12 protein-coding genes and 1 pseudogene are annotated in these 23,268 nt (G+C 57.3%); 9 read left to right on the forward strand and 4 right to left on the reverse strand.

What is annotated here, in order from left to right; genetic code table 11:
- Positions 1–208 precede the first annotated feature (208 nt).
- Positions 209–1,966 (forward strand): DUF885 domain-containing protein, encoded by a 1,758-nt coding sequence (locus ACUXHH_RS06570; protein ID WP_279741988.1) that lies wholly within the window; start codon positions 209–211, stop codon positions 1,964–1,966.
- Between the two features lie 173 nt (positions 1,967–2,139).
- Here ACUXHH_RS06570 and ACUXHH_RS06575 read toward each other — a convergent pair whose 3' ends face one another.
- Together ACUXHH_RS06575 and ACUXHH_RS06580 are read right to left on the reverse strand one after the other, a co-directional pair.
- Positions 2,140–3,432 (reverse strand): glutathionylspermidine synthase family protein, encoded by a 1,293-nt coding sequence (locus tag ACUXHH_RS06575; RefSeq protein ID WP_279741987.1) that lies wholly within the window; start codon positions 3,430–3,432, stop codon positions 2,140–2,142.
- 100 nt (positions 3,433–3,532) lie between these two features.
- Positions 3,533–4,402: a hypothetical protein gene (locus tag ACUXHH_RS06580; protein ID WP_458391072.1), complete on the reverse strand. Its 870-nt coding sequence runs from the start codon at positions 4,400–4,402 to the stop codon at positions 3,533–3,535.
- Between the two features lie 419 nt (positions 4,403–4,821).
- Here ACUXHH_RS06580 and ACUXHH_RS06585 point away from each other — a divergent pair, with 419 nt between their 5' ends.
- The 4 genes from ACUXHH_RS06585 (at position 4,822) to ACUXHH_RS06600 (ending at position 11,068) form a co-directional block, all read left to right on the forward strand.
- Positions 4,822–6,231, forward strand: coding sequence for a dicarboxylate/amino acid:cation symporter (locus ACUXHH_RS06585; protein WP_279741985.1), 1,410 nt, complete (start codon positions 4,822–4,824; stop codon positions 6,229–6,231).
- A gap of 383 nt (positions 6,232–6,614) precedes the next feature.
- Complete coding sequence (locus ACUXHH_RS06590) at positions 6,615–7,340, forward strand: Maf family protein (protein WP_279741984.1); 726 nt, start codon at positions 6,615–6,617, stop codon at positions 7,338–7,340.
- A gap of 140 nt (positions 7,341–7,480) precedes the next feature.
- Positions 7,481–9,301, forward strand: a complete 1,821-nt coding sequence (locus ACUXHH_RS06595; protein WP_279741983.1) for an acetyl/propionyl/methylcrotonyl-CoA carboxylase subunit alpha — start codon at positions 7,481–7,483, stop codon at positions 9,299–9,301.
- A gap of 366 nt (positions 9,302–9,667) precedes the next feature.
- Positions 9,668–11,068 carry an MFS transporter gene (locus tag ACUXHH_RS06600; protein WP_458391073.1) on the forward strand — a complete coding sequence of 467 codons (1,401 nt, stop codon included), beginning with the start codon at positions 9,668–9,670 and terminating at the stop codon, positions 11,066–11,068.
- 154 nt (positions 11,069–11,222) lie between these two features.
- Here the strand turns inward: ACUXHH_RS06600 and ACUXHH_RS06605 are convergent, their stop codons facing one another.
- A complete protein-coding gene (locus tag ACUXHH_RS06605; protein WP_458391074.1) occupies positions 11,223–12,641 on the reverse strand; it encodes an NAD(P)H-quinone dehydrogenase in 1,419 nt (472 codons plus the stop codon).
- A gap of 158 nt (positions 12,642–12,799) precedes the next feature.
- Complete coding sequence (gene mfd / locus ACUXHH_RS06610; RefSeq protein WP_458391075.1) at positions 12,800–16,546, reverse strand: transcription-repair coupling factor; 3,747 nt, start codon at positions 16,544–16,546, stop codon at positions 12,800–12,802.
- A 697-nt stretch (positions 16,547–17,243) separates the two neighbouring features.
- On the opposite strand from mfd, the pseudogene ACUXHH_RS06615 reads away from it, so the two are divergent.
- From ACUXHH_RS06615 to ACUXHH_RS06630, 4 genes and pseudogenes are all read left to right on the forward strand, one after another.
- Positions 17,244–17,336 (forward strand): annotated as a pseudogene (locus ACUXHH_RS06615) (fibrinogen-like YCDxxxxGGGW domain-containing protein); the annotation flags it as partial.
- An 817-nt stretch (positions 17,337–18,153) separates the two neighbouring features.
- Positions 18,154–18,504, forward strand: coding sequence for a hypothetical protein (locus tag ACUXHH_RS06620; RefSeq protein ID WP_279741864.1), 351 nt, complete (start codon positions 18,154–18,156; stop codon positions 18,502–18,504).
- A gap of 344 nt (positions 18,505–18,848) precedes the next feature.
- Entirely contained in the window at positions 18,849–19,703 is an 855-nt protein-coding gene (locus ACUXHH_RS06625) for a hypothetical protein (RefSeq protein WP_279741863.1), read from the forward strand.
- A gap of 188 nt (positions 19,704–19,891) precedes the next feature.
- On the forward strand, positions 19,892–23,128 hold the full coding sequence (locus ACUXHH_RS06630; RefSeq protein ID WP_279741861.1) for a fibrinogen-like YCDxxxxGGGW domain-containing protein: 3,237 nt from the start codon (positions 19,892–19,894) through the stop codon (positions 23,126–23,128).
- The last annotated feature ends 140 nt before the right edge of the window (positions 23,129–23,268 follow it).

Consider the following 23,268-nt stretch of genomic DNA (forward strand, 5'->3'; position numbering starts at 1 on the left):
TATCTTGGCGGCGTCCCGGTCTTCTCTTTCCTGCACGTTCAGGTGGGAGAAAGCCGGGGCGTTTTCGCGCCTGCGCCCCGGTGAGTTGTCCCCAGGTGAGCCATTTTCCTCGCATTCGGTGCTGCTCAGCCCGTAATATTGCCGGTTTAGGCGACCTAAATCACCGAAAATCGTGGTTGAAGGCACACCCCTGAGTTAGGATATGAACATGAGCACTTACCAGGAACTTCCCAGCATCTACCGATTGAAGCGCTCGCTGACCGACGTCGATCAGATCGCTAACGAATATTTTGAAAAGGTCCTCGACCTGAACCCCGTCCAGGCAACCGAGCTTGGTCGTAAAGGTGTAGAGACGCTGTATCCCGACTACTCACCCGCCGGGGAGAAGGCTTTTGCGCGCCTTGCTAAGAAGACTTTGAAGAAGGTCGATAACGTCCTGCCTGTTGATGACGTTGACCTGGTCACCCTGGATGCTCTGCAGGAGCGTCTGAGCCTGTATCGCAAGCAGTACAAGGCTGGCTTTGGTGGCTGGCAGATGAACAATATTGCCTCCGTCCCGCAGGAGGTGCGCTCAGTCTTTGACCTGATGAAGCGCAATACCCAGCAGGATTGGGAGCACATTATTGGTCGTATGCACCGCGTGACCGAGGCGCTGGAGGGCCACATCCAGACTCTTGAGGCGGCTCGTGAAGAGGGTAAGGTTGCCCCGCGCCGCCAGGTGGATATTGTCATTGAGCAGACCGCCGCATACTATGCTCCCGGTGGTTTCTTTGACGAGCTTGCGACCGAAGTTGCCGCAGCTGTGCCCTCCCTAAAGGATGAGGCTGCCGCCGGTGCCGAGGCTGCAAAGGAAGGCTACCGCTGCCTCAACAGCTACCTGGTGGAGAAGCTGCAGCCGGTCGCGCCCTCCCGCGACGCTGTGGGCCGTAAGGCGTACAGCCTGCACTCCCGTTCATTCCTGGGTACCACCATTGACCTGGACGAAACCTATGCCTGGGGCGTGAAGGAGCTGGAGAGCATTATTGCTCGTCAGCGTGAGGTTGCCGAAGAGATTGAGCCGGGCGCAAGCATTGAGCGTGCGAAGCAGCTGCTCGATGAGGATCCGGCACGTCAGCTGCACGGCACCGATGAGCTGAAGGCGTGGATGCAGAAGCTCGCCGACACTGCGGTAGAGAACCTGGCGGATACTCATTTTGAAATTGGCGGCCCCATGCGCCGCATTGAGTGTTGCATTGCGCCCACGAATGAGGGCGGTATTTACTACACCGGCCCCTCCCCCGATTTCTCGCGCCCCGGACGCATGTGGTGGTCGGTTCCCGAGGGTGAGGACACGTTCACTACCTGGCGTGAAACCTCCACTGTGTACCACGAGGGTGTTCCGGGCCACCACCTGCAGATCGCTATCGCTACGGCTCTGAAGGGCACCATGAACTCCTGGCGCACAAACATGCTGTGGGTTTCCGGTCACGGTGAGGGCTGGGCACTGTATGCCGAGCGACTCATGGAGGAACTGGGCTATCTGAAGGATCCGGGTGACCGCATGGGCATGCTGAACGCTCAGCGTATGCGTGCCGCTCGCGTGGTCTTCGATATTGGTGTTCACTGCGAGATGCCGATTCCCGATGAGTGGGCTGAGCAGTTGGGCGTTGAGCCGGGCACCATCTGGACTTCTGACCTGGGTTACGAGTTCTTGAAGCTGAACCTGGACGAGTCCGAGGGTCAGCAGCGTTTCGAGTTCCTGCGTTACCTGGGTTGGCCGGGTCAGGCACCAAGCTACAAGATTGGCGAGCGCCTCTGGCTGGAGCTACGCGATCAGGCTCTGCACCGCGGCGATGACATGCGTGCGTTCCACACACGTGCGCTTCTGCTTGGTTCGGTGGGTCTGGACACTCTGCGCCGCGCCCTGACCGACGAGATGATGCTTCCTCTGGATACTGAGGATGACGATGATGAGGACGACGAGTAGCCCCTCGTCTGCTCGTTCCTCGGCGAGTGGATCTCTGGAGCCTCTGATCTGGAATCTCTGAGCTAGAGTCTTCGATGAGGAACTCTATAGATGAAGTCCCCGCTCCAGCTTTGCGGCTGATGCGGGGACTTCGCTGTATTTTCGTGTCTTCTGAGGATTATATCTTCTGGGGGCTATCCGAAGTTTGCGGTGCGGGGGTCGGTGGTGTCGAATCCCATGCCGGTAGAGTCGTTCAGATCCACCAGGTGCGGGGCAAAGCGGCACCAGTAGTCGGTGAGCGCGCCGTTTGATTCACGGATGCCCACACCTACGGTGCGTCCGTCGACCACCCACACGCCGAGGATGGGGTGGCTGACCGGATTGATAATCCCTTCGTAGTGCGGTGCCGGAATGTACTCCTGGTAGATGAATTCGCTTTCGGGAGCGCTGGCGAAGAAATCGTCGTCTTCAGGCTTGATGAAGACGTCGTAGTCGGGGGCGTAGATTTCTACGCCGTCACCTTCACGCCCGAAGATGGGCTTGCGAACCCAGTTACGCATGCCGCCGCGGTGGCCCGCGTAGGTGGGTACGAGGTTCGGGTGGCCCGGGTACTTGTCCCAGAGCGCAGCGAGCAGCAGCTTATTGGAGAGGAACATCTTCCACGCTGGCTCAATCCAGCGCTGCACAGCGCCATGGTAGGCGAAGAGGAGCTTGTCGTAGCCTGCATCGCTGTCGGTGACCAGGTCTTCCCAGGGGTAAAGCTTGAAGAGGTTGGTGATGGCGCATCCGTAGGCATCTTCCCAGCTCTTGGTTTCATCGTTGAAGATGATTTCGTCGATGGGAATCATGTGGGTTTTGATGCCCGCCTGCTGTGCCGCGTAGGCGATGAGCCAGAGGTTGTTGTAGTCCTCGTTATTCTCATCAATCTCAGCGGTCACATGCGCCAGGTGCAATACAGGCTGCACGCCGGCGGCAATTTCGGCTGCGAAGATATGGCGCCAACGGTTGGTGAAGGCTTCGCCGATTTCGCCCCAGTGGGCGTAGCCGCGGGTGTCGAGGCGCTGATCTTTCGCCCAGGTTTTCTGGCTGACTGCCGCCTCCACGATGCCGGTGGGGGTGTCTGCGTTGTATTCGAGCAGTTTCATAGGGTCTCCGGGCACACCGGAGTAGCTGAAGTCGAAGCGGCCGTAGAAGTCGGCGTCGCGGCGGTTCCAGGATTCTACGGCGAGGTTGAATGCCGCCTGCGGCAGACCGAGGGTACCGAACGCGCCGGAGGCAATGTATTCGACGGTTTCCAGGCATATGCGGTGCATTTCTTCCGCCTGGGCACGCAGGAAGTCCATTTCTTGCGGACTGAAAATGTAGGCGGCGTATTCGTTCCAATAGTGGTCGGTGTCGTGGGGGCCGTCCACGCTGTATGTGAGGCCTTCCTCAATGATGACGTTCTCCCAGTCGGGTCGACCGACAGGAAATTCTTCACGGCGCATGAGGGGCTAGGCTCCTTCGAAATAGTGATTGGAAAATAGTGAGGAAAATGCGGGCGGAACCGTTCAGTCCCTGCCCGCATTCAGTGTGATGGTTTATGGCTTAGCCACCAGAGGTACCGCCACCCGACTTGGAGCCGCCGCCAAAACCGCCCTTACTGCCGGACTTCGAGGACGAACCCGACTTGGAGGTGTTCGACTTGCTGTAGGAGCCGGTGCTACCGCTATTGCTGGTGCCCTGCTTACCGCTGGAGACCGAGCCGGTGGTCTTATTACGCACCGAGGAGGTCTTACCGGAGTTGTTGGTGCCGGTCACCTTGCCCGAGGAGATGGTGGAGGACTTCTTCGCGCTGCGGTAGGAGTCTTCAAAGCTACCGCCCTTAGAGGAAACGCCACTGTAGACGGTGCCGTTGCTGGGTCGGGTAGTACTACCTCCGGAGAGCCTGGTACCCACACCGGGAACCATGGGGGTACCGGTGGAGTTCGCAGCACTCTGGCGACCCAGGTAGTACCAGAGGAACGCATTCGAATTACTGTGGGTGGTGGTCGAACCTGAGGAACTAGAGGAACCAAAAGAACCGGAAGAGCTTGAGGACTCCGTAGAAGAGCCTGAAGGCGATTCGGTCGGCTCCTGAACGCATGCCTTCTCACATTCGCTATCTTCCACGCGCAGGGCGGTCTTCGCGTCCTGGCAGACGCGGGCGTACTCTTCACCCTGCGACAGGAATGCGTTCTCTTCCTGGTGCATGGAGTTGTAGGCGAAGATGCCACCGCCAATCAGTAGCACGCCAGCGCCAGCTACGGCAATCATTTTGGCGATGCCGGGGCGGGTTGCACCCAGGTTCAGGGCCTGCTGGGCAGAGGTCTGTGCGGCACGGGTAGCAAAGTTGGCAACTGCTTCCATGCGGTTGCCGGGCTTCTTCGGAACGTTAGGGGTGGTGGTTCCGCCGGGGTATTGGGGAGCAGAACTCATGCATCTCTCCTTGAACGGTGGTGCGTGGCGTATTACTCAGCGCGTATATAAAACTGAGTGAATACAGCATCATCCGGCGACTTTCGCCGGACTACCGGTGTGGCTCCAGCATATCAAGCTCTAGCTTTCGGATTATTAGCTGACGGCAAAATCTCAGCAAGCTTCCCAGCATGTTGCGCAGTTGTTTCCTTTCTTTTTGCTTTTGCGGTGACTGCCGGTTAACTATCAGCCGATCTAACTGCCTACTGGCGCAGCAGGCAGCACTGGTGGACACACTGGTAGATGTGCTGTTGGATGCACTGCCGAAAGGTGCCGCCGGAAGGTCACGATTCGTCACACATACCCTATACTGCACCGGATTGCAATACTTCTTCACACAAACTCGCGCCGGAGTACGCAAAAGGTTTAGAGTATGCCACATGTCTACACCGCATGCAGCATCTCGTTCACGTCTACCCAAGTGGGCTACTTCTTTCGGCAACCAAATCATTGCCTCCCTCCTTCTGGGTATTGTTCTTGGCGCGCTCGCTCTCGCATTGGGCGGGGACGCGAAGAGCAACCCTAACTGGCTCATGGTGACCTTAGATACCATTGGTTCCTCCTACATCACCCTGCTGAAGGCGGCTGTTGTTCCGCTGATTTTCACCGCCGTGGTCGCCTCCATCTCTAACCTGTCACAGGTGACTAACGCGGCGCGTCTGGCGGTTAACACGCTCATCTGGTTTGCGATTACCGCGTTCTTCGCAGTGCTCATTGGTATTGCGATGGGCCTGCTTGTTCAGCCGGGCGTGGGCGCGCAGGTGCAGGGCAAGGCGTACACCGGCTCGACCGGGTCATGGACCGCGTTCCTGACCGGTCTGATTCCGGTGAACTTCTTGGGTCTGGGTGTCAGCGCTAAGTCCGGTGATTCCGGCATCACCGCCTCGGCATCCTTCAACGTGCTGCAGATCCTGGTCATTTCCGGCGTGGTCGGCATTGCCGCGCTCAAGGTCGGTGAGGCAGCCAAGCCGTTCATTGACGTGGTCAAGAGCGCTCTGGAGATTATTCAGAAGATTCTATGGTGGATTATTCGCCTGGCACCGCTGGGTACCGTGGGTCTGATTGCTAAGGCAGTGTTCGCGTACGGTTGGGCGTCAATGGGTTCGCTGGTCGCGTTCGTCATCGCCCTCTACATTGGCCTGCTACTGGTCTTTCTCGTGGTCTACCCGATTATTGTTCGCGCGAACGGCCTGTCGGTCCGCCAGTACTTCTCTGGCGTGTGGCCGGCGCTCCAGCTGGGCTTCGTGTCCCGCTCTTCGATGGGTTCGATGCCGATGACTCAGACCGTTGCCGAACGCAACCTGGGTGTTCCCCGCGCCTACGCATCCTTCGCCGTTCCGCTGGGTGCGACCACCAAGATGGACGGTTGTGCCTCGGTTTACCCCGCTCTTGCCGCGGTCTTCGTGGCTCAGTTCTACGGTATTCAACTGGACTTCACCCAGTATCTGCTGATTGTAATGGTATCCGTTCTCGGTTCGGCTGCGACTGCCGGTACGACCGGCGCTATCGTGATGCTGACCCTGACCCTTTCCACTCTGGGTCTGCCGCTGGACGGTGTGGGTCTGCTCCTGGCGATTGACCCGATTGTTGATATGGGCCGTACCGCTCTGAACGTTGCCGGTCAGGCTCTGGTTCCCGCAATTGTGGCTCGCCGCGAGGGCATCCTGGATGAGGATCTCTACAACGCTCCCCGTTTGGAGGGTGGCTTTGTGACTCAGGAATTCTACAATGAGCGCATCGCCGGCGAGGCGCAGCGACTTCACGAGGTGGAGGAGACGGCACGCCGCTAATCTGGCTGAGGCTCACACACGGCGCTAGGCGGTACTGCTTAGCGCCGTGCTGCTTCTCCACCGTCTATGCCCCCAGCATGGGCAAAATACATTCGCCAAACGTCATAAAACATCACGATCGACCCTTCTTTTCGTTAATTCTTGAGAAGAGTTATGATTTTGAGCGGCGTGCTCCATCTCCTACGTGGTTGAGGGGGATGGGACACGCTCTTTTTTATACCCTCCGAGCTCGACGCTCCGGCCCTCCCCTCCCGCAGATCACGCCCTCAGATTACTCCTAGGGCCCGTATTCAGCGCTGATACACCGGCGGAGGGTTCCACCTAGTGACCCTCAATCTGCACCCGAGAGTAAAACTCGCCGGCAACACTCTAAAATAGAACCCATGACTACCAGTGCTTCATCAACCCAACTGATTCTTGCCTCCGCCTCTCCGGCGCGCCGCAAGCTCCTGGAAGACTCGCGCATCGTGTTCACGGTGCGCGTCTCCTCCGTAGATGAGGACGCCGCGCTCACCGCCGCCAACAACCAGGCACGAGCGCAGGGACGGGCAGGACTCACCCCGGCTGAAACAGCCTCCCTGCTGGCGCAACTGAAGGCGCAGGCAGTTGCCGCCGAACTTGCCGCCGAGGGTGTACGCAATGCATTGGTTCTGGGATGCGATTCGGTCTTCGAGTTTGAGGGGGTTGCCTACGGTAAGCCTCACACTGCTCAGGCGGCACGTGAGCGCATCAGCGCAATGAGCGGCAACTACGGTGTGCTGCATACCGGTCACGCACTCGTGGATTTGCGTGGCATTGAGCTGGGTGCCGAATTACCCGCTACTTCTGACCTACCCACTGTTTCTGAGTTGCGCAGTGCTACCGTCCACTTCGATACGCTCAGCCCCGAAGAAATTGAGGCGTACATTGCTACCAGTGAGCCGCTCTGGGTAGCCGGTTCCTTTACCCTGGACGGCTACGGTTCGGCATTTATTCGCGGTATTGAGGGTGAGTTCCACACGGTGGTGGGCTTATCCATCCACGCGCTACGCGATATGCTGCGCCGCCGCGAAGTTGCGGTAACCGAGTTGTGGATAGCAGCCCAAGACGAGGAATTAGATCCAGCGTAATCATATAAATCTGTCTCAAAGCGCGCCCTGAAATACACATTATTGAACACCAATCGATAAGATAGAACAGTATGATGCGCGTTATATTCGCCAATCCTGCCAATGTATCCTTGGAGCAGGAGATTAAAGGAGAGCTTTAAGTGACTCAGCACCAGGCAGAAACCCCCAAGAAATTTACTGCAGTCCCCGGCCGCCATACTGGCCCGGTCAGCAAGATTCTGATTGCTAACCGCGGCGAAATTGCTGTCCGCGTGATTCGTGCGGCCCGTGATGAGGGCCTGCAGACCGTCGCCGTCTACGCTGACCCCGACCGCGACGCCCAGCATGTAAAGCTTGCCGATGAAGCCTACGCTCTCGGCGGAGCCACCGCGGCACAGTCCTACCTGGTGATGGACAAGCTCATTGAAATCGCTCGCCGCTCCGGTGCTGACGCTGTACACCCCGGCTACGGTTTCCTTTCTGAGAACGCACAGTTCGCGCAGAAGTGCATTGACGCTGGTCTGACCTGGATTGGCCCCTCCCCCGAGTCCATCACCCAGCTGGGTGATAAGGTGGCTGCCCGCCACATCGCGCAGAAGGTGGGCGCTCCCCTGGTGCCCGGTACTAAGGACCCTGTCAAGTCCGCCGATGAGGTTGTTGCTTTCGCAGATGAGCACGGTCTGCCCATCGCGGTGAAGGCCGCATTCGGTGGCGGTGGCCGCGGCATTAAGGTTGCCCGTGACCGTGAAAGCATCGTCGAGATGTACGAATCCGCTGTTCGTGAAGCCACCGCAGCATTCGGCCGTGGCGAATGCTTCATTGAACGCTTCCTGGACTCGCCCCGCCACGTTGAGACCCAGTGCCTGGCGGATGCGCACGGCAACGTTGTGGTGGTATCCACCCGTGACTGCTCCCTGCAGCGCCGTAACCAGAAGCTTGTCGAGGAGGCACCCGCCCCCTACCTGAGTGATGAGCAGAACAAGCGCCTCTACGAGGCATCCCGCGCAATTCTGCGTGAGGCTGGCTACCAGGGTGCTGGCACCTGTGAGTTCCTGGTCGGTACCGACGGCACCATCTCCTTCCTGGAGGTGAACACTCGACTGCAGGTGGAGCACCCCGTCTCTGAAGAGATTTCCGGCCTGGATTTGGTTCGTGAGCAGTTCCGCATTGCCCGCGGCGAGAAGATTGAGGATAAGGACCCGGTTCTGCGCGGTCACTCCTTCGAGTTCCGTATTAACGGTGAGGATGCGGGCCGTTCCTTCATGCCTGCCCCCGGTACCATAGAGAAGATGACCGTACCCACCGGACCCGGTGTTCGCTGGGATTCCGGCTTCGTGGCTGGCGACGTTATCGGCGGTAACTTCGACTCCATGCTGGCTAAGCTCATTGTCACCGGAGCGGATCGCGAGCAGGCTCTGCAGCGTGCCCGCCGTGCCTTGGCTGAGCTGACTATTGAGGGTATGCCCACCGTCATTCCGTTCCACCGCGTTGTGTTGAATGATCCCGCTTTCGCGCCGGCTGAGGGCGGCGATTTCAAGGTGCACACCCGCTGGATTGAGACCGAGTTCAACAACACCATCCCCATGTACTCTGGTGCACCCGGTAGCGTGGGCTCCGATGAGGATGAACGCACCACCGTGGTCGTTGAGGTGAACGGCAAGCGCATGGAGGTATCTCTGCCCGATTTGAGCGGTAACGCGAAGCCTGCCGCTAAGTCCGCGTCCAAAACCCGCAAGTCCCGTTCGGCGCGCGGCGCCGCGAAGGGTGGCGGTGACGAGCTGACCAGCCCCATGCAGGGCACCATTGTGAAGGTTGCCGCTTCTGACGGTGACACCGTCGCTGAAGGCGACCTGATTCTGGTGTTGGAGGCCATGAAGATGGAGCAGCCCATTATCGCGCACAAGGCGGGTAAGGTTTCGGGTCTGTCGGCTAAGGCTGGCGATACCGTCACCTCCGGTACGGTGCTGGCGACCATCAAGTAAGACCTTTCAGCACCCTCGCGAGCGCTCCAGGCTATACAAATCCCCCGGAAGGGTTGAGGTATTACCTCGTACCCTTTCGGGGGATTCTCCATATGTGCTCTCTTCTGTTTCTATGGGATTTACGCGACTAACCCCTGTGATTACGTCCAGATAGTGACTGCATTTGTTGGGCTTTTTCTGAACAGAGTTATAATGTTGCACTTTAGAGGAGCCTTTCAGAATCCAGCGCCCACCGCACCCCACCCGGTGCAGTTACGGCCCCCGGTACGCGTCTACAGCACACCCGCATCCCGCGCTGAACGGTCATGGAACACCTACCTCAGGCTCCTTGTGTACACACAAATTCACCATCTGGGAGTTTTCCTCATGAGCGCCTCTGCACCTGACACGAAAGCGTCTGCTGCATCGGTGAAGAATACGACTCCTCGTAGTCGAGTTATTCTTGCCTCGCTCGTTGGTACCACCATCGAGTTCTACGATTTCTACATTTACGCCACCGCAGCCGTGGCTGTGCTCCCTGTGCTGTTCTTCCCCTCGAAGGACGCAACCACTGAACTTCTGGCGTCCTTCGCTACTTTCGGCGTTGCCTTCATCGCGCGCCCTCTCGGTTCAATAATCTTCGGCCACTTCGGCGACAAGATTGGCCGTAAGGCAACCCTCGTCGGTGCGCTGCTCACTATGGGTCTGGCAACCTTCATCATCGGTCTGCTGCCCACCTACCACCAGATTGGTCTGTGGGCACCGACTATGCTAACCATTATGCGTTTCTGCCAGGGCCTGGGCCTGGGTGGTGAATGGTCCGGTGCAGCACTACTCGCCAGCGAATATGCTGAGGAAGGCAAGCGTGCCCGCGCCGCTATGTGGCCTCAGCTGGGCGCACCCATCGGCTTTGTGCTTGCAAACGGCTTCATGCTGCTGCTGACCAGCTGGATTTCCTTCAACTCCGCGACCGACGGTAAGACCCTTGATCATCCCTTCCTCGTCTGGGGTTGGCGTATTCCGTTCCTGATGTCCATCGTGATGGTCGCTGTCGGCCTGTACGTGCGTTTTAAGCTGGAGGAGACCCCCGTCTTCGCCAAGGCTGCCGCTAACAACGAGAAGGTTAAGACCCCCCTCGTTGAGGCGTTCAAGGTCGCTTGGTGGCCCATGATTCAGGGTACCTTCATCATGGTTGCATGCTACGTGCTGTTCTACCTGATGACAGCGTGGGTTCTTTCCTACGGTATCGGCAAGGTTGAAAAGGGCGGTCTGGCTATCCCCTACCGAGAGTTCCTTGTGATTCAGCTGATTTCCATCATCGGCTTCGCAATCTTCATCCCGATCTCGGGTTGGCTGGCCGATAAGTACGGCCGCCGCACCCAGCAGCTGTGGACCACCATCGCGATGGCAGTCTTCGGTCTGTGCTTCGGCCTGTTCATCTCCCCCTCCGTTGTCGGCACCGGCCAGAATGCGAACGTCGCAGTGGTCACCTTCTTCATCTTCATCGGTATGTGCCTGATGGGTCTGTCCTTTGGTTCCATGTCCGCATACCTGCCGGAGTTGTACCCCACCAACGTGCGATACACCGCCAGCGGTATCGCCTACAACGTGGCGTCCATCCTCGGTGCGGCGCTGACCCCGTTCGTGGCAGTGTGGCTGAACACCTCCTACGGTGTGGCTGCCGTAGGCGGTTACCTGGCGTTCGCTTCGATCCTGAGCGTTGTCTTCATCCTGCTCACTCACGAAACCCGTGATGTGGACATGAACGCTGTCAGCACCACGAAGTAAAACTTCGCGGAGCTAACGCGTCTCTACAGCAAAGCGGTGGGGGCCGCCTCCTGAATCTTAGAACTTCAGGAGGCGGCACCCACCGCTTTTATACGCGCAGAGATACTGGACCTTCAGAGATGCTAAGTCCGGCTCAGTGCCTCATCTGCACAGATTACAGACCGCGAGTGTGCAGCTTGCGTGCCGCCTCAGCAATAGAGCCGGAGAGCGAGGGGTAGACTGTGAAGGTATCCGCCAAATCATCCACCGCGAGTTTCTTCTCCACAGCCAAGGCAATGGGGTAAATCAGCTCGGAGGCGCGCTGACCAACCACCACGCCACCGATGACGGTGCCGGAGTGGCGGCGAGCAAAAATTTTCACGAATCCATCGCGCATCGCCATCATCTTCGCACGCGGGTTGGTGCTCAGCTGCAGGGTCACTGCATCGCCACGGTACGCCCCCTCGGCAAGGTCCTTCTCGCCCACACCTACGGTCGCAATCTCCGGAGAGGTGAAGATGTTTGCGGCAACCTTATCAGTGCGCAGCGGGCGCACCGCGTCACCGAGGATGTGTGCCATAGCGATACGTCCCTGCATTGCAGCCACGGAAGCCAGCGGGTACACGCCCGTGCAGTCGCCAGCGGCGTAAATGCTGTTCACGCTCGTGCGGGACACGCCGTCCACCTTAATATGGCCACTCGGAGTCTGTTCAACACCAGCATTTTCCAGGCCCAAATCTTCAGTGTTCGGAATCGAACCAATAGCCACCAGGCAGTGAGTGCCAGAGACCTTACGGCCATCGGACAGGGTCACGATGACACCGGAGCCGTCCTCAGTACGCTCAACAGCAGACGCGCGAGAACGCGGCATCACTTGCACCCCGCGACGTTCAAAGACGTCCTCCAGCACGCGGGCTGCGTCCTCGTCCTCACCGGGAAGCACGCGGTCACGCGAAGACACCAGGGTCACCTTAGAACCCAGACCGTTATATGCAGAGGCGAACTCCGCACCAGTCACACCCGAACCAATCACGATGAGCTCCTCAGGAACCTCGCACAGGTTGTACAGCTGAGTCCAGGTCAGGATGCGCTCTCCATCAGGCATACCGGTCGCCATTTCACGCGGATGCGTACCCACCGACAGCAACACAAAGTCCGCCTGCAGGGGGTAGACCAGACCCGCCTCATCGGTCACCTGAACGGTGTGGCGGTCCAGGAGCTTACCGGTACCGTGAATAATCTTCACGCCCGCAGAAGCCAGAGCACGTTTGATATCGGCAGACTGCTGCTGAGCCAGGTCGCGGACTCGGCGGTTCACACGGTCCATATCAACACGAAGCTGCGGAGCCTTACCCTTGGTATTTTCAATGCCCAAGCTACCCGCCTCGGAGAAGCGGGTCATCATATCCGCCGTAGCAATCAGGGTTTTAGAGGGTACAACGTCAGTCAGAACGGCGGAGCCACCAATGGCATTACGCTCGATGAGAGTCACGTCCGCATTGGATGCGGCAGCCACCATCGCTGCCTCGTAGCCACCGGGGCCACCACCAATAATTACAATTCGCTGAGATGCATAGTTCACCGTTGAAGTCATACCTTAATTGTGAGCTATGCCGCCCCTACGGGGCAAACGCACTCGCCGTGCAGATATGCCATATTATGGCAACCTGCACGGCGAGCATTTACTTGGGGCATGCCGGTTAGACGGGGCGCTCCCATGTTCTTCTAACCTCTACCCTATTCTTCTGACTTCTAGTCCTCGAGAGCCTGCGGCTTCTCCGAATAAATCGAGTTGATGAACTTCTCAGCCCACTGCAGCATCGCACCGTCCACCAGGTCCTTACCGCCAACCGGCATGGTCTTCGGGCGCGGCACCAGAGTCAGCCAGGTGTCCATGCCCTTCGGCTGGGCATGGGTAGAGCCCGGGTACACGCGCTTCAGACGTATCTGGCGTGACTCCGGCAGCGGCGTAGCGGTCACCACACGCACCTTCGGGCCCAAAACCACCAACTCGTGAATACCGGCGGCACGGGCATGCATACGCACCGTCGCGACGGCCAGCAGGTTTTCTACCGCCTCCGGCAGCTCACCGTAACGATCGGTGAGCTCTTCACGAGCCTCAGCAATTTTTTCTTCAGTGTCCGCGGCTGCAATCTGACGGTACGCCTGCAAGCGCAGACGCTCAGAATCAATGTAGTTGTGAGGAATATGCGCGTTGACGGGCAGGTCAATCTTCGTTTCGACCTCTCGCTCTTCCTTCTCGCCGCGATAGTTCGCCACCGCCTCGCCGACCAGACGCAGGTACAGGTCAAAACCGACACCGGCAATATGGCCGGACTGTTCGCCGCCGAGCAGATTGCCGGCACCGCGAATCTCCAGGTCTTTCATGGCGAGCTGCAGACCTGCACCCAGCTCGTTATGGGTCGCCACAGCCTTCAGACGCTCATGCGCAATCTCGCCGAGGGTCTTATCCACCGGGTACAGGAAGTACGCGTAGGCGCGCTCGCGGCCACGGCCCACGCGTCCACGCAGCTGGTGTAGCTGGCTCAGACCGTAGTTCTGGGCATGGTCAACAATAAGGGTGTTCGCGTTCGAAATATCCAGGCCCGTCTCAACGATGGTGGTGCAGACCAGCACGTCAAAGCGGCGTTCCCAGAAGTCCACAATAATCTGCTCCAGGCGCGATTCACTCATGCGGCCGTGGGCGGTGGCGATGCGTGCCTCCGGCACGAGCTTGCCGATTTCCGCGGCGACATCGTCGATGTCAGCCACGCGGTTGTGCACGAAGAACACCTGTCCTTCACGCATGAGCTCGCGACGGATTGCGGCGGTAATCTGGCTGTCGGTTCGCGGACCGACGAATGTCAACACGGGGTGGCGTTCATCCGGCGCGGTGGCAAGGGTAGAGGTCTCGCGAATACCGGTTAGCGACATTTCCAGGGTGCGCGGAATCGGGGTAGCACTCATGGCGAGCACGTCCACATTCGTGCGCATCTGCTTGAGCTTTTCCTTGTGCTCCACACCGAAGCGCTGTTCCTCGTCAATGATGACCAGGCCCAGGTCCTTGAACACCACGCTGTCCGAGAGAATCCGGTGGGTGCCAATCACCACGTCCACCGCGCCGGATGCAATTTCTTCGGTAATCTGGCGGGTTTCTTTCGCCTTCTGGAAGCGGGAGAGCACGCGAATCTTCACGGGGAAGCCAGAGAAGCGTTCGCTAAACGTCTCGTAGTGTTGCTGTGCGAGCAGGGTCGTGGGTACGAGCACGGCGACCTGTTTGCCGTCCTGTACCGCCTTGAATGCGGCACGCACAGCAACCTCAGTTTTGCCGAATCCCACGTCACCGGAGATGAGGCGATCCATGGGGATTTCTCTCTCCATGTCTTCCTTCACCTCGTGGATGGCGGTGAGCTGGTCGGGAGTCTCGTTGTAGGGGAAGGATTCTTCCAGCTCTCGCTGCCAGGGAGTATCTGCCGCAAAGGCGTGACCGCGCGATGCCTGGCGAGCCGAATAGAGTTTCACCAGGTCGGCGGCGATTTCCTTGACAGCCTTGCGAGCGCGGGACTTGGTCTTAGCCCAGTCACTACCGCCCATCTTCGACAGGCTCGGGTTCTCGCCACCCACGTAGTTAGAAATGAGGTCCAGCTGGTCGGAAGGAACAAAGAGGCGGTCAGGTGCGCCGCCGCGCTTGGCGGGGGCGTACTCGATGACCAGGTATTCCTTCATGGGCTGTACGCCATTGACCGGGGATACGCCAGCCACCGGGCGGGAGGTCATCTCGACGAACCTGCCGATACCGTGGCGTTCGTGCACCACGTAGTCGCCGGGGTTCAGGGCGAGCGGGTCGACAGCGTTGCGGCGGCGGCGTGTCTTGAATTTTTGTCCGGCAGCGCCTCGGGGCGAGTAGGTGCCGCGGCGGCCGAGCAGTTCAGCTTCGGTGAAGACGGCTAGCTTCACCTCCTCGATGAGGAAGCCTGCGGAGGCGGGCGCCTCGCACACCTCGACAATGCCGTGGTCGAGCTTGCCAGCGGGGTCAGTTTCTAGACTGGTTCGGCGGGCTGCGGGTACGGCAGGTGCCCCTTGGCCGGAGTGGAAGAGGTCGATGATGCGGTCGGTGGATCCACGGCCATTGGTGAGGGCGAGGACGGTCCACTGTTGGCGGATGAGGTCGCCAACCTGGCTGAGCATGCGTTCGACGGAACCGTTGAAGGCGGTTGCGGGGGTGGCGTTGACGGAGTAGGTGTCGATTCCGTCTTCGATGGCGTCGGCAATACTCTGGTGCTGGAGTGCCCCGGCGGCGTCTTCGAGTAGGTCTGCGTCAGTGACGAGTTCGGTGATTTCCCACCAACTGAGCTTGGCTTCGAGCGCCTGTGCGGCGGTTTGGTCGATGGTGCGGAATCCGCTGTCGCTCATGCGTAGCTGGCCGAGGTCGATGGGTGCTACTGCGTCGGCTTCTGCGGAGGTATCCCATGCGGCGGCGAGGAATTCTTCGTTGGTGGCGACGAGGTCTTCGGCGCGGGCACGCACGCGCTCGGGTTCGACGTTAATGATCATGGACCCTGCCGGCAGCAGCTCGGTGAGGGTGTTCATGGATTCGATGAGCAGCGGGATGAGCGACTCCATGCCTTCGACGTAGATTCCGCCGGCAATCTTTTCGAGCATGGCTGCAGCTGCCGGATAGTCGGCTTTCAGGCGGGCGGCGCGGCTCATAACCTCGGGGGTGATGAGCAATTCACGGCAGGGCAGCAGGGTGAGTTCAGCGAGCTCTTCTCCCTCGCTGAGAGTGCGCTGGTCAGCAGCGGAGAAGTGGCGTATTTCATCGAGTTCGTCACCGAAGAATTCGAGGCGGACGGGGGTGGTTGCTGTGGGCGGGAAGACGTCGATAATGCCGCCTCGTACGGCGTATTCGCCGCGCTTGGCGACAAGGTCTACGCGGGAGTATGCGGCGTCGTTGAGGCCTCGTACTACGTCTTTGAAGGGGTATTCTTCGCCGCGAACCAGGTGTACAGGTTCAAGTTTTTCGATGCCGGTGACGATGGGCTGGATCACGGCGCGTACGGGTGCAATAACGATTTGGGGGCGTTTGGCTGCTTCCCCGGTCATGGCGCGCAGTACCTGTAGCCGGCGGCCTACGGTGTCGGAACGCGGTGAGAGACGTTCGTGGGGCAGGGTTTCCCAGGCGGGGAAGAGCGCAATGTCGGCGGCGGGCAGGTAGGAGCGCAGGGCTGCAGCGAGGTCTTCTGCTTGGCGATCGGTGGGGGTGATAATGAGGCTGAGAGCTTCGGGGGTGGTTGCGCGTACGGCGGCGGAGATCTCGGCAATGAGTGCGGCGTGTGTTCCTCCGACGGCGCCGATGAGGGTGTGTGCGCTACGTTCTGTGGGGTGCACGGAGGCGGCGGTGCGGATTGCGGCCCAGCTGCTGAGTTGGTTGAGGGTTTTCAGGAGGGGGTGCAGGGGCGCTTCGAGGGGCTGTGCGGTAGCTTTTCGGGTGGTGCTCACGGGTTCTCCTGAATCTGCTGTCCTCGGTTCCGGCGGTTTGGCTGGTTGAGGGTGTCGATGGGTGGCTGGTGTGAGGTGGTGTCGGGTGGGGTGCCCGAGTGTTTTATTTTGAGGAATTTTATGTGCACTTTTGGTGATGTGTGCGGCTTTTCTATTGTAGGTCTACTCTGCTTTTTATGGCATTTTTCTTTCGTGGGCTTCTTTGGCTGTAGATATAGCTTTTTGTACCCGATTGTCACTTTCAATGGCGATATATGAGTATGGTTTTCTTCTGCGTCATTTCTTGACGACAAAGTCGATTTTATAGGATACAAATCACACCCTCATCCGCATCTTTGCACTTTGTGCACTATTATTTTCATAGCTTAATCATGTAACCCATTCAATAACACTTATAGAAAAACCGCACCGCGTCTTCCTCCCGGAACGTCGCATCAGAAAGACGCATATGACAACCATATACACGAACAATCCCGCTGAAAAAGCCCATAACCCTTTCATGGTCCGCTAAGAAGTATGCCGCTTTCGCACTCGCTTTTGTTACCGCTCTCAGCGCGGCACCTCTTACTCCTACTACCCCAGCTTCGGCTGCTCTACCGGCACCCATGATGGTTCCAGCAGCGATCAGGCGGCTGCTTCCTGCTACAAGGTCAAGCAAGTCAACCCTTCAGCCTCCTCTGGCACTTATTGGCCGTACACCCCGCAGATGAGCGACCCGGCGCAGTTCTACTGCGATCAGGAACCTGATGGCGGCGGCTGGGTCATGATTGGCGGCGGTCATGAGGGTTAGATCCAGTCCTACAATGGCCCCGGCGACCCGAATCAGCTGCACCAGAACCTCACCGACCCTTCCGCTTTTATACTCCGATCCAGCTTCCGGAAAACACTGTCTATGTGTTACTGAACGGCATTAAGCCTCAGAACCTTTCCGACGGCATGCGCCTGCACCGTGCTCACAATGCGAGGGGCCCCAGTGTCAGAATGTTTATGTTCAGCGTCCTCAAATTGAGCAGTGGACCTGGGCGTTGAGCTACGGTCAGCGTTGGGGCAACGTGAAGTTCACCGATGCCGACATTAACCGCACCCCCATATGGTCGGTTCCACCTCGGAGATGGCTCCCGGTATTACCACCAGCTCAGTGCGTTTATTCACTCACACAAACCAGGGCTACCAGATCGTTTTACATACAGTTCGCTGGTGAACTTCGGTAATGATCGTGCCGATTCTTAACATTTAACGAGGCGCAGTTCTACCGGTTATTTTATTCCGTTCGCTCAGGTGTTCCTGCGCCCAAAGCTAACTCAGCGTGACTTGAATTTCTCGCAGATTGGTTCTGACTCTGCCACTAGCAACCGTTGTGATCTGCCCAATAGCTACACAATACCCGTTCGTTCGCGTACCAGTTAGCAGACTGGCACCGAGCAAAAGAACGAGATGAACACCTACGGTCAGGCTATTACTCAGGTGAGCGATATTGTCTTCGCCGGTGGCGACTTCAAGTATATGGAGTCCGCTGGCGGCGAGCGCGTTGATCAGCCATACTTGGCTGACTACAACGTGGATTCGGGTGAGCCGGTTCGTTCCTTTTCGGCATCCGGGAGTCCTTCGTGGATTCTCGTAGCAACCTGTGGGTTGGTGGCGACAACAACCGTTCGCTGGACTCTCACGGTAAGCAGCATACGGTTGGTTTCACTCCCTTTGCTCCTCGCACTGTGACTGCCCCGTCGGCTCCGCCTAAGCTGTCGGTTCAGCGTTATGGTTCGACCGATAAGCTATCCTGGCCTGGCGTTCGCGAGAGCAGCGCTCGCTACCAGGTTCTGCGTGATGATCGTCCTATTGCGACGGTTAAGGGTACGAGCTATTCGGTGGATTACCACGATGGCGCCCACTATTATGTGCGTGCGGTAGATACTACGGACAACTATTCAGCAAGTACCAAGGCTGTTCAGGCGGTATAACCCCCTCATAAGGGCGATACCCACTTTTATAACAAAGATTTTTAGTGATATTCACCCTATTATCCCGGGCTGGTTTTATAATCGCCAGGGATATTTTTGCACAAAGTGAATCTATTTTATTCATTTCCTTGAAATTTCTTTCATTCGGCGATATACATTTACCTTCAAGTTAGGTACTAATAGGCATTTTTTTAGGTTCTATTCTCATAAGTTATAAAAACATTATTTTTTACAAGTCTAAGTATTCTCCCAGCTTTACGTGTTAGCCTTAGGTGTTTTGTCACCGCGGGGTAATATTTTCCTGAATATAGTCATTCTCAGTCCAACCACTAAAGAGGCTTCCTATGTCAGCATTTTTCAAGCAGTCCTCCCACTCCCTCCTTTTGGGTACCCTGGGCACCGTTGGTGTATCTGCTCTAATTCTGAGCGGTTGCGCCACCGAGAACCCGAAATCCGATAGCTCTTCTTCTGCTTCTGCATCTGCGAGCGCTTCTGCTCACGCTTCTTCTGCGCAGTCTTCTAGCTCTTCTCCCCGTGTTTCCGATCAGGGCACTGCTAAGACTTCCTCCAACGCCTCCACCGAGGCTTCAGCTGAAGCAAAGAATGAGGCGACTTCCTCTGATGCTCAGAAGCTTGAAGAGGTTTACATCGGTTCTGAAGAGATGAAGAATGCTTCTTCTGCGGCCGTTGACAGCGAAGAGGTTAAGAAGATTACCGAGCTGGTCAACTCCTATGAAAATATTCTGAATAAGGTCAAGGCAGCTCCTTCTGCTGTTCCTTCCCCTGAGAACGCTGCTGAACCGACCAGCAATGAGGAAGTTGAGCGACAGAACGTTAAGCAGGCTCGTGCTGTTCTCGACGATGAGACGATTCGTTCTATCGAGGCAGTAGCCGTAGATTCCGCTGCGGCTGAGTTTGCCGTGCAGGCTTCCGAGTACGCTCTGGCTGGCTGGCATTATGATGGTTCTTCCACTGTGGTGGGTACTCCCCGTATGGCTGAAACCCAGTACAAGGGTCAGCCCGCACACATGCTGGAAGTATGCATGGACTCTTCTTCGGTGAAGATCTATGACGAGAATAATCATCCTGTTAAGGATGACAATTCTCCGAAGCGTTCGCTCAATATTTATACCCTTGTCCAGGTTGACGGTCAGTGGAAGATTGCAACCCATGATTTCCCGAACAACGCCGACTGCTAGGGTTTAATAAAAATACCGGTTTCCAGCTATGATTCGCTGGGAACCGTGCATTATCCTCCATAGCGCATTAATGTTGATGCGCACTCGATAACATTTCTTGGCATTCATTTGGAGATATTATGAAAGCCCACCTTGGCATGACGGGCTCCGGCTTTTCACGTTCTGCTATAACTCGCTCAGCTCTTTGCTTGAGCATTGCTACGGCTTTGGCTTTGCCTGTAGCTATCCCCACTATTACGCCGAGTACCGCTGTCGAACAGACTGCGGAAAAAAGGAACTCTGCTTTCTACAATGGCACGACCTCTGAGCGTGCTGCCGCCAGCTGCTGGGAAGCCAAGCAGGCTGACCCCGAGGCAAAGAGCGGCGCCTATTGGCTATACACTCCTTCGATGAGCCAGCCGACTCAGTTCTACTGCGATCAGGAAACCGATGGTGGCGGTTGGGTCAAGATTGGTGAGGGCCGCGACGGCTGGACCGAAAACTACGAAGGTCAGGGTGACACTTCGCAGCTCTACAGCGATGCCGCGCCCGCATCTTCGGGTATGACTCTTGAACAGGGCAAGGCGCTGAGCTCCTTGCCCGCTGCGAAGACCCCGATTCAGCTTTCGGGCACCACTATTTCTCAGCTGCTCAACGGCACTCGCCCCGATCAGCTGCCCGACGGTTACCGTTTCCGCCGCGCTCTAAACACTTCGGGCACCAAGTGGCAGGAAACTACGGTTGACCGCCGTCAAACCTCCGAGTGGACCTGGGCTCTGCGTGCGAGCGCTGTCTGGTCGAATGCGACCATCACCAACCCTGACGAGTTCTCTTCCTATAACGAAGAGGGCCGCAAGTACTGGGCTGACGGCACGTGGCAGGACCACATTCTGCGTGGCCAGAACAACGGCTTCAAGGCCTTGATTTTTGATGAGTTAGCTTCACAGGATTACCGCATGGGTTTCCGCTACGGTGCAAACTCCCCCATTTCGCAGGATGGTTCTGAGCCGGCGTTGACCGACGCGCGGAACTCCTATATTTACGGCAAGGAAGGCAACGGTGAAACCTCTTTCGGTTACACCCAGATGTTCCTGCGCCCCAAGCTGACTCAGAATAATTTGAACCTGGATACTATCCCGGATTCCGGTACTCCGGCGAGCGCTCGTCGTGCCCTGCCCAGTAGCCGTTCGGCTACTTGGCGTTGGCGTACCAGCAATAGCACGGCCTCAGGTAAAACCACCGAAATGAACACCTTCGTTGAGGCTATTACCGAGGTTGATCACGGTAACGGCACCTCCAGCGTGTTCCTTGCCGGCGACTTCAAGCATGTTGAGTCCTCCTCCGGAGAGGTGGTTAAGCAGGCTAATATTGCTGCCTTTGACCCTGAAACTGGCGAATTGCGCCGCGGTTTCAAGCTGACTGTTAATGGTCAGGTGAAGGCTGTTGAAGCTCTGCCAAATAACCGCCTGGCTGTTGGTGGCTTCTTTACCATGGTGAACGGTGAGAAGCATGAGAGCTTCGTTGTCGTTGACGCTACGACCGGTGAAATTGCCCCCGAATGGGCCCAGGTTAGAATCGAAGATCGTATTTCTACTGAGGTCATGAAGGTGAAGACCATCCACCGTCAGGGTGACTATGTGTATATTGGTGGCACCTTTACCCACATTTACGAAAGTAAAAAAGCGGGTGTTGCGTATTCACGCAATATTGCCCGTTTTAAGTTGGGTGAGCCTTCTAACAGCGTACCCGGTACTGTGAGCGTGGACCGTAATTGGCGCCAGGTGTTCAACGGTACCGTCAACGGTATTAGTGCCTCCGCTGATAACTCTCACGTTTACGTCGCCGGTTACTTCACCTGGCTCAACGGCGGTCTTGCCTACCGCGTGGCCGATATTACTCAGCACATGCAGAAGGGTAGCCCGTGGGTGTACCAGCAGTCTGAGATTCCTGCCCGTGCTCATGTCTCTGACCTGCGTAATGAAACTAAGATTTGGGGTTTCCAGTTCGACGTCCAGGATGCCGGTACCGGCATATGGGTGGGCGGTACTGAACACCTCATTTCTCGTTACGACAAGGCGTCTTTGACCCCCACCTACACCGCGATTACTCGCGAAGGTGGCGACTTCCAGGATCTGCACCTGAATGGTAACAATATTTACGGTGCCTGCCACTGTGGTGACTTCCTCTACCAGGGTTCTCGTAATAAACAGCGCCCTCTGGGCGGTTCGAGTGTGGTCCACTCGGTCAAGCTGGTTGCTGCATTCGATAAGGACAGCGGTAAGATGCTGCCGGAGTTCTCCCCTTCTATTAAGGGTAATAACGGCTTCGGTATCTGGGAGTCCTTCGTGGATTCGAAGGGTACCCTGTGGGTTGGCGGCGATATCCACCGTTCGCTGGGTGTTCACGGCACTCAGGAGACCATTGGTTTTGCACGCTTTGAGGCTCGTGATGTGACTCCTCCGCCTACCCCGCAGAACCTGCAGGTAGAGTTGAAGGACGATAAGGACGTTCTGACCTGGGACGCTGTGCAGGATACCGGTAGTGTTCGTTACCAGATTCTGCGTGATGACCGAGTCATCGCTAGCACTTCGGGTACGAAGTTCGAGATTGATCACACCGATAACACACATTACTTTGTGCGTGCTGTGGACAGCTCGGATAACTACTCTGCCTCTACTCCGGTTCAGGTAGCACCGGTTCACCCGACTCCTACGGATACAACAACCGAAACGCCTATAGCAGACCCAACTGCAACTGCAGACCTGACCGCAAGCATTACCCCGAGTGCAGAAGCAACTACTGAGGCGCCGAAGGAAGAAACTCCTAAGGACGAGCAGAAGGACGAGGCCACTAAGGACCAGATTGTTCTACCCTATGCATCCGAGTGGAAGTACATGGTTGCTTCCAATGCTCCCAACCGTAAGTACGGCTGGAAGTACGGCTTCCACTTCTCCCTGGAGGATATCGCCCAGGAGGCATGGAAGACCGGCAAGACTCCGATTGGCTTGGGCAGCAACAAACTCAACACCATTGCTGAGACCCCGCCGATGCAGACCCGCAATAACATCTACGCCTACGCCACCGTCCATCTCACCCGTGAGCAGGCCAGCCGTGATCTCGTGCTAACTACTTACGCAGACGATGCTATTGCGGTCGGTGTCAACGGTGAAGAAGTTGGTCGTACCAACTTCGACACCCATGGAAAGCTGTGGGCTAGCTCGCTGGCATCAAGCTCGATTGATACTGCTGATGCTCAGAAGACTCCGGTGACCTTCACCGTTCCTTCTTCCAAGCTGAAGGTTGGCGAGAACCTCATCGCGATTGAGGTTCATGCGGGCATTACTCGACGTAACGTTCGCCCGAATATAAGCTTCGACATGCAGGCAACTGCTAAGGCACCGGTTGCTGAGCAGCCCGCCAAGACAAGGGAGCGAAGGCACCCGTAGCCAACGAGGCTGAGCAGCCGTGGTTGAGAAGGCGAATAACGCTACCGCTGAGCAGGGTGAGCAACGCGCTCTCAACAACGGAATTGGAACTCGTGTTCCGATTCAGTCCCGAAGGAACTAATACCTTCTAGACAATCTCG

It is taken from the genome of Rothia sp. 110740021-2, assembly GCF_054263775.1.